Raw genomic sequence first — 7,242 nt, 5'->3', positions numbered from 1 at the left:
ACGACTTCTTTTTCCATACAACCTATAAGGTATTCGCCTTATAGGTTCTCTTACTCTCTCTTTATGATTTAATTAACTGCTCTTCTTTCGCGGCCAAAATCATAAAAATAGATCTACCATCATTTCTTTTATAGAATCCCCTGAACAATCACTGAGCCGGACCAAAATTTCTGCAATGACTACTGTACAGAACCTCCTAAAGCAAGAACTAGGTGAAAACCTTAGACAATCGCCTGAACAGGTTTGCCGAGTATTCCATGGCAGAGGTCGGTTTTTTCCCTCATTTGAGAACCTCAATATTGAGTGGTATCCACCCGTTTTATTTGTCCAATGCTATGAAGGTGAGCTAAGCAACAATGAGCTTTCCGTCATTAAGGAGATCTTTGAAGAGCATGAGTTTATTCAAAGCGTATTGCTCCAATCCCGGCCTTGGCCCGATGTGGAAAATGAGGTTTTGTTTACACGAACTAGCAATAAGCCTGAACTGCCTTTGGAGTTTAATGCAGCACTTGATAAGGATCTTTTGTGTAAGGTTAGTTTAGGCGAAAACCGCAACACAGGCGTGTTTCCAGACATGCGAAGTGGCTGGCATTGGCTTGCTGAACACGCCGAAAACAAACGTGTTCTAAACCTTTTTTCTTATACCTCGGTATTTTCTTTGTTTGCTTTGAAAGGTGGCGCAAAGAAAGTAGTTAATATTGATATGTGCGGTAGCGCCACCAAAACCGCACAATTAAATCATCAGATAAATAATCTACTGGATGAAAGAGTATCGATTTGGAAAAAGAACATTCTTAAGTCAAACAGCCAAATTGCCAAGCAGTCAAAGTTCGACATAATCATTCTCGACCCGCCGCCTTTTCATAAAGGCTCCTTTCGAGGCTGGCCTGACTATCAGAAACTACTACGTCGCTGCACCAAATACTTAAAGGATGGCGGAGTTATCTTAGCGGCCCTAAACAATCAACAAGTAACCTTTTCAGAATTTGAACGCGACATACGAGAGACGATAGAGGATGTAAGATCTATCACGCCTTTAGCGCTTAGTGATGAAATAAAAGAACTGGAGCCTGATAAGGGGTTAAAACTTGCCTTGATTGAATGCTGAAGCTATTGGAGTTCCCTAAAATGTACAATTTCATTGCATGTATTAGTCTTGCGTTCTTCATAAGCTTTGCCAGCCCAAGCTTTTCCCGCACTATCCTTGAAGGGCAAAGTGGCCAGATTCACTTCATTTTGGAAGAACTATACTCAGGCTTAAATATTCCTTGGGGACTGGCTTTTCTGGATGCCAACACTCTATTAATTACCGAACGACGTGGCCGGCTTTATAGTTTGGATATTCAAACAAAGCAGCTCACAACTATCCAAGGGCTTAAGAACGTGCTTGCCAAAGGCCAAGGTGGCCTTCTTGATATTGCCATAAGCCCAACATTCAGCTCATCAAAGAATATTTATCTTAGTTATAGCAAAAGACATGATGGAAAGGGAACGACAGCCCTTGCCAGCGCCCAACTCACAGAGAATCAGCAGCTAAGGCATTGGCGTGAGCTATTCGTAGCGAAAGGCGATAGCGATACCTTCCGACACTTTGGTAGCCGTATTGCCTTTGACAATCAGGGGCACATATTTTTCAGCGTCGGTGACCGAGGCAAACGGGAAGACGCGCAAAACCTAAGCAATCATGCCGGAAGCATCATTCGATTAAATTTAGACGGCACGGTTCCTAAAGATAACCCTTTCACTCAACTAGCCCGCGCCCTACCCGAAATATGGTCTTACGGGCACCGAAACCCACAAGGTTTAGCTTTTACTCCCGACAAGTCTGTTTTATGGTCTATCGAGCATGGACCAAGAGGTGGTGACGAAATAAACCTGATTAAACCAGGCAAAAATTATGGCTGGCCCATCATTTCCTATGGCAAGGAATACTGGGGGCCAATTTCTGTGGGTGAAAGCACTCATAAAGAAGGCATGGAGCAACCCGTTAAATATTATGTTCCCTCCATTGCGCCAGGGAGTCTGATCGTTTATTCAGGCAAAGCCTTCAAGGAATGGAAAGGGGACCTCTTTTCAGGTGCACTAAAGATGACACACCTAAACCGAGTATCGCTCAACAAGCAGTATCAGGCTATCGCTGAAGAACGATTACTTGAAAGCCTGGGCGAACGCATTCGAGCAGTTGTCGAAAGTCCTGAAGGCTGGATTTACCTTTCCACCGACAGTGGACGCATTTTGCGTTTGCGTGATAAATAGTTTTGAGTGACTACAACAAAACAATCCTTGTATAAAAATATGGAAAAGTATCGTTATCTAATACCCTCAGGCTCTTGCTATTAGACTTAGTCGTTTTTTATTGAGTATCCGTTCATCACCATCTAGTTTTGCTTTCGCTTGTTGCCACAAACCAACAAATGGAGAGCATTATGAACAGACAACCAAACTTCTTAGAATTGATAAGCTTTACCCTATTATTCGCATTTAGCATGATGTCGCAGGCCGCTGGACTCATGTCACCCGCAAACGGTCAGCTACCAGCGTTGGAAATAAAACAACACCATGTAGATGTCACTATCGAGGATGGCTATGCCATTACTTCAGTAACACAATTATTTTTCAACCCGAATGACACCACGCTAGAAGCAATCTACTCCTTCCCCATTCCAGAAAAAGCAGCGGTAGGAGAGTTCACCTATTGGATAGACGGTAAAGCTGTGACTGGCGAGGTGCTTGAGAAAAAACAAGCTCGCGAGATTTATGAGCAAGAAAAAGCACAAGGCAGAGAAACCGCCTTAACAGAACAGGATGAGTATAAATCTTTTGATAGTGCCGTTTACCCGGTTTTGCCAAAGCAAGATGTCAAAATCCGATTAGTCTACATTCAAGCTGTCCATTCAGACCATGGCATTGGCAGTTATGTCTACCCACTTGAAGATGGTGGCGTCGATGAAGAAAAGTTGGCCTTTTGGAGCTACAACGAAGTGGTAACCGAAGCATTCAGCTTCAAGATGAATATAAGATCCTCTTACCCTATTGACGATGTCCGTCTTCCGAAACATCCGCAGGCAATTGTCACCTCAAACACGAATCAGGCATGGCATATATCCATGATGAATGGGCAGGCCGCACAAAACGAAGAAGACTCAAACCCAATCACAGCAAAGCAATCAATCACTAAACTCGATCAAGATATCGTGGTCTACTGGAGACATCAACAAGGCCTGCCAGGCTCGATTGATATGGTCACACACAAAGAACCCGGAAAAGACAAAGGAACCTTTATGATGACCATCACCCCGGGGGATGACTTAAGTAAAATCAACTTGGGGCGAGATTGGATCTTTGTACTGGACTACTCAGGCTCAATGCAGGGAAAATACCACAGCCTTATCGAAGGCGTTAACAAAGGGCTTTCCAAGCTAAATCCAAATGACCGTTTTCGCATCATCCTATTTAACAACAATGCAAGTGAGATCACACAAGGTTACACCCCTGCGACAGCCGAGAATGTATCAAGATATACACAATCACTTGAATCGACGACCCCTAATGGCGGCACAAATTTATACGACGGCCTGAAAAAAGGCATCAAAGGTCTCGATTCTGATCGCGCGAGTGCCATCATCTTAGTCACCGATGGCGTTGCTAATATCGGCACCACGGAGAAAAAATCCTTTCTAAGCTTACTCGAACAATATGATGTACGACTCTTTACCTTTGTGATGGGCAACAGTGCTAATAGACCACTACTCGATAGCATGACAAAAATTTCTAACGGCTTCGCAATGAGTGTATCCAATAGTGATGACATCGTTGGCAAGCTAATGATCGCTACCGAAAAACTAACTCACGAAGCCTTTCATGATGTCGAAGTTGATATTGACGGCGTTAAGGTTAAAAACCTTACACCCGCCCGTATCGGTTCTGTGTACCGAGGTCAGCAGCTTATCTTGTTCGGACATTACTGGGGAAATGGTAAAGCAACGGTTGAAATCAAAGGCAAAATGTCAGGCCAACAACAAACCTACACAACGTCTTTTGACTTCCCAAAACAAAGTGAACTCAACCCTGAGATAGAAAGGTTATGGGCGTTCGCGAGCATTGAAGCATTGCAGAATAAAATTGACTATCTAGGCGAAGATGCAGATGCCAAACAAGCCATCATCGACATTGCCAAACAATATGGTTTAGTCACCGACTACACTTCGATGATTGTTGTGAGAGAAGAGGTATTCAAGCAGCTTAACATTTCAAGAGATAACGCCAAACGCGTAAAGAAAGAATTGCAGGCTAAACAACAACGCGCAAGCCAGCCGGTAAGAGACCATCGTAAAGATGCCCATCAACCAGCTTTCAACAACACCCGCGCTTACCCGAGCTCTGGTGGAGGCTCATCTAGCCCCTGGATGATGTTATTGCTGCTCATCGCGGCGGTGTTATCACGAAAGCTTCAATCAAAGCGTTCATAAAACACCCTAAAAAACGAAACCAATGCTGATCTATGAACTCGGTTTTCATAGATCAGCCCACACCTCAAACTACCCCATCAATACTAAAACTTTCGCAGATCCTTTTTTCTGCGCATCTTCTCAAAAGCCAAAGGCTCCCATCGACGCATACCTGTGACAACACTAGTACCGAATCGCTCTTTAACAGGCAACTTTTCATCCTCTACATGTAAGCGATGAAATTCCTCTGCAAGTTGATCCAACTTTCTCTGAAAGATCAGGTTAGAGGCTTTAGAGAGCATCCCCACCACAAACTGTCGTTTGTCACTGGGCTCATCAAACCTATAGTTAAAGAACTCATTCACTAGAATTTCTTCGAAAAACCGCTGTATAGGGCCGTTCTTTTGCCAACTGAAGTTTCTATCAACTAATAACTTTATGCGATTTCCAGGCAACAACTCGATCAACTTTAGGCGATCTAATTTGGCAAGATGCTGGATTAACGCGGTCTCAGTTAAATCATAGGTAGACAATATATCTTCAAAGCTCCAACGATTTAAGGCACTATTTGCGACAATCAAAAGCGGAAGATCATCAATAATTTCTTTTTCTTGCTCAATCGTCAAACTTCGAATCTGATCAGACTGTCTCACCATCTCCACCAGATCACTAATTTCAATACCTAAAAATTCACAAATTTGATCTAGCCTTTTTAGCGAAAAGCTTTCCTCAGAAAACAAACGTTTCACGCTCGCCTCACTTAAATTGAGGGCATCAGCCACATCTGCATATTTTACATCGTTAATTTTCAAACATTTTTTCAGTGCTTTGACTAAAGCAGCGCTCTGAGACATCTGATCTCCCTATTATGAAACAGCGGTTCATGAGAATGACAGCAATACCGAATACTATGAAATATCGGGCTTATATCCAAACCTAGAATGGTTTTATCGTTACCATCAACAACTAAAATGACTGAATTAGGCCGGCGGACAACTGGATAGACGAAATGATTTATGATTGAAAAAGTCTTATAATTCTTAGATTATTGCACAAACTAGAGGCTTGAACTCAGGTTACAGACAAATATTACCAGGCTAAATGGAGTAGCGAGTAATATGACAGAGCAACAAATACCTGTGCGGGAAAGCCGTCAAAAAAAGCTTAAACAAGCTGTTGACTGCCTTAAGAAAACTATCCCACAAATGAAAGACCTTGAAATCCCAATCACCCCGGAAAACTACTTCGTTTGGTATGAGTATTTTCAAGGAATGAACCTCGAGCTACGCAAGAAAATAGATAGCCTGCTAGAAAGTGGAACGAACTTTACAGACAGCTTAAATAACTCACTCTACGAAACTTATATTGCAAACCAAACGCAGGATAAACTGAGCCATATACAAGGCGATACAGAGACGCTTGTGGACAACCTGCTGCAAGAGCTGGAAAAAATCCTTGAGGGCAACCAGGCTTTTTCAGCCGCACTGGAAGAAAGCCAGAATGATCTAAAGAAAAACCCCGATATCAACAGCATCACTCAGCTCGTTGCCAAGCTTATTGAAGAAACTGACCAAGTTAGACAAGCCAACACATCAATGGAAAACTCCTTAATCGTTGTGAAGGAGGAAGTCAGTACTTTAAAAAGGAACTTGGAAGAACTGAACGAAACGGCGTTTACCGACCAGCTCACCGGCATCCCGAATCGACGAGCATTTGATGAGTCTATTAAAACACTAGTAAATGAGTTTGAACAAACACTGAAGCCCTTCTCTCTCCTATTTATGGATATTGATCACTTCAAATCGTTTAATGATACGCACGGCCACGCAGTAGGCGACAAAGTTTTAACCTTTATCGCAACAGTTCTAAAGAAGGGTGTCAAAGGTGACGATATCGTCGCTCGTTATGGAGGTGAAGAATTCGTGGCGCTATTACCCAACACACGCTACGAAGGCGCACTCGTTGTAGGCCAGCAGCTATGCGATAAGGTCGCCAGTAAAAACCTGGTTATGGGCAGTGATAAAAAAGTCACCCTGGGTAATATTACCATTTCTGTCGGTGTTGCGAGTATGCAAACCTCTGACACAATTGATGGCTTAGTAGAGCGCGCTGACCAAGCCTTGTATGCAGCTAAGAAACAAGGCCGGAACAGAGTAATTGGAGAGACGCAGAACCTTGCGCAAAGTCAGTAGTATCAGAAAGGTGTATCGGCTCGAACCCTTTCTCAAAGGTTGGAGTTCAGTGCACGGCATAGTTAAACAGCACTCAAAGGCGTGAAAGTCCGCAAAACGGACCTTCATGACTGATCGATAAACAAGGATATTTTGGCCAATATTGATCTGATCGGTTACTTCTGGAAAGTGAGATAAGCGGACATAACTTGAGAATTGTCTTCAGATCTAATCTGGCCCTTCCTAACTAGCATTTTTATATTACAAAAGACCCGAAAGCGGACATAACAGTTGGACTGTTTTTACAAAATTACGGCCAATATTCGCTAAGTGAAGCTTCTTCTATATGCTGTATGTATAAACAGTATCAAGGAGGATACTCATGTCACCGGCAAGGAATGTCTGGGCGAGTCAAGCACCATACTATGAACGCCATCAGCCCGAAAAGACGCTCCTCTATCAATTGGTTCAGGAACATTATCCTGTCTTTAAGTCCTCGTTGGAGGGTCAGGGACAAAGCTTGCCTCGTTACGTTCAGAGAGAGTTCGAAGATTTTCTCCAATGTGGTCGGCTGGAATATGGCTTTTTGCGTGTCCGCTGCGAGGATTGCCATCATGAACGAT

General features: G+C 43.2%; 6 protein-coding genes. 5 read left to right on the top strand and 1 reads right to left on the bottom strand.

Going from position 1 to position 7,242, the window contains the following annotated elements:
• Nucleotides 1-175: 175 nt before the first annotated feature.
• The 3 genes from A3766_RS12440 (at nucleotide 176) to A3766_RS12430 (ending at nucleotide 4,469) form a co-directional block, all read left to right on the top strand.
• Entirely contained in the window at nucleotides 176-1,108 is a 933-nt protein-coding gene (locus tag A3766_RS12440) for a class I SAM-dependent methyltransferase (protein ID WP_068508856.1), read from the top strand.
• 20 nt (nucleotides 1,109-1,128) lie between these two features.
• On the top strand, nucleotides 1,129-2,256 hold the full coding sequence (locus tag A3766_RS12435; protein ID WP_068514383.1) for a PQQ-dependent sugar dehydrogenase: 1,128 nt from the start codon (nucleotides 1,129-1,131) through the stop codon (nucleotides 2,254-2,256).
• Between the two features lie 170 nt (nucleotides 2,257-2,426).
• Nucleotides 2,427-4,469 (top strand): VIT and VWA domain-containing protein, encoded by a 2,043-nt coding sequence (locus A3766_RS12430; RefSeq protein ID WP_068514231.1) that lies wholly within the window; start codon nucleotides 2,427-2,429, stop codon nucleotides 4,467-4,469.
• Between the two features lie 83 nt (nucleotides 4,470-4,552).
• Here A3766_RS12430 and A3766_RS12425 read toward each other — a convergent pair whose 3' ends face one another.
• Nucleotides 4,553-5,302: a helix-turn-helix transcriptional regulator gene (locus A3766_RS12425; RefSeq protein ID WP_068514227.1), complete on the bottom strand. Its 750-nt coding sequence runs from the start codon at nucleotides 5,300-5,302 to the stop codon at nucleotides 4,553-4,555.
• Between the two features lie 264 nt (nucleotides 5,303-5,566).
• On the opposite strand from A3766_RS12425, the gene A3766_RS12420 reads away from it, so the two are divergent.
• Together A3766_RS12420 and A3766_RS28935 are read left to right on the top strand one after the other, a co-directional pair.
• Complete coding sequence (locus A3766_RS12420; protein ID WP_068514223.1) at nucleotides 5,567-6,640, top strand: GGDEF domain-containing protein; 1,074 nt, start codon at nucleotides 5,567-5,569, stop codon at nucleotides 6,638-6,640.
• Nucleotides 6,641-7,001: 361 nt separating this feature from the next.
• Nucleotides 7,002-7,242: transposase zinc-binding domain-containing protein (locus A3766_RS28935; RefSeq protein WP_197479555.1), on the top strand; the 241-nt coding region annotated here is incomplete at its 3' end.

This window comes from Oleiphilus sp. HI0132 (assembly GCF_001635845.1).
The sequence above is the reverse complement of the archived record's forward strand: the minus strand, read 5'-3'. Positions and strand labels throughout refer to the sequence as shown.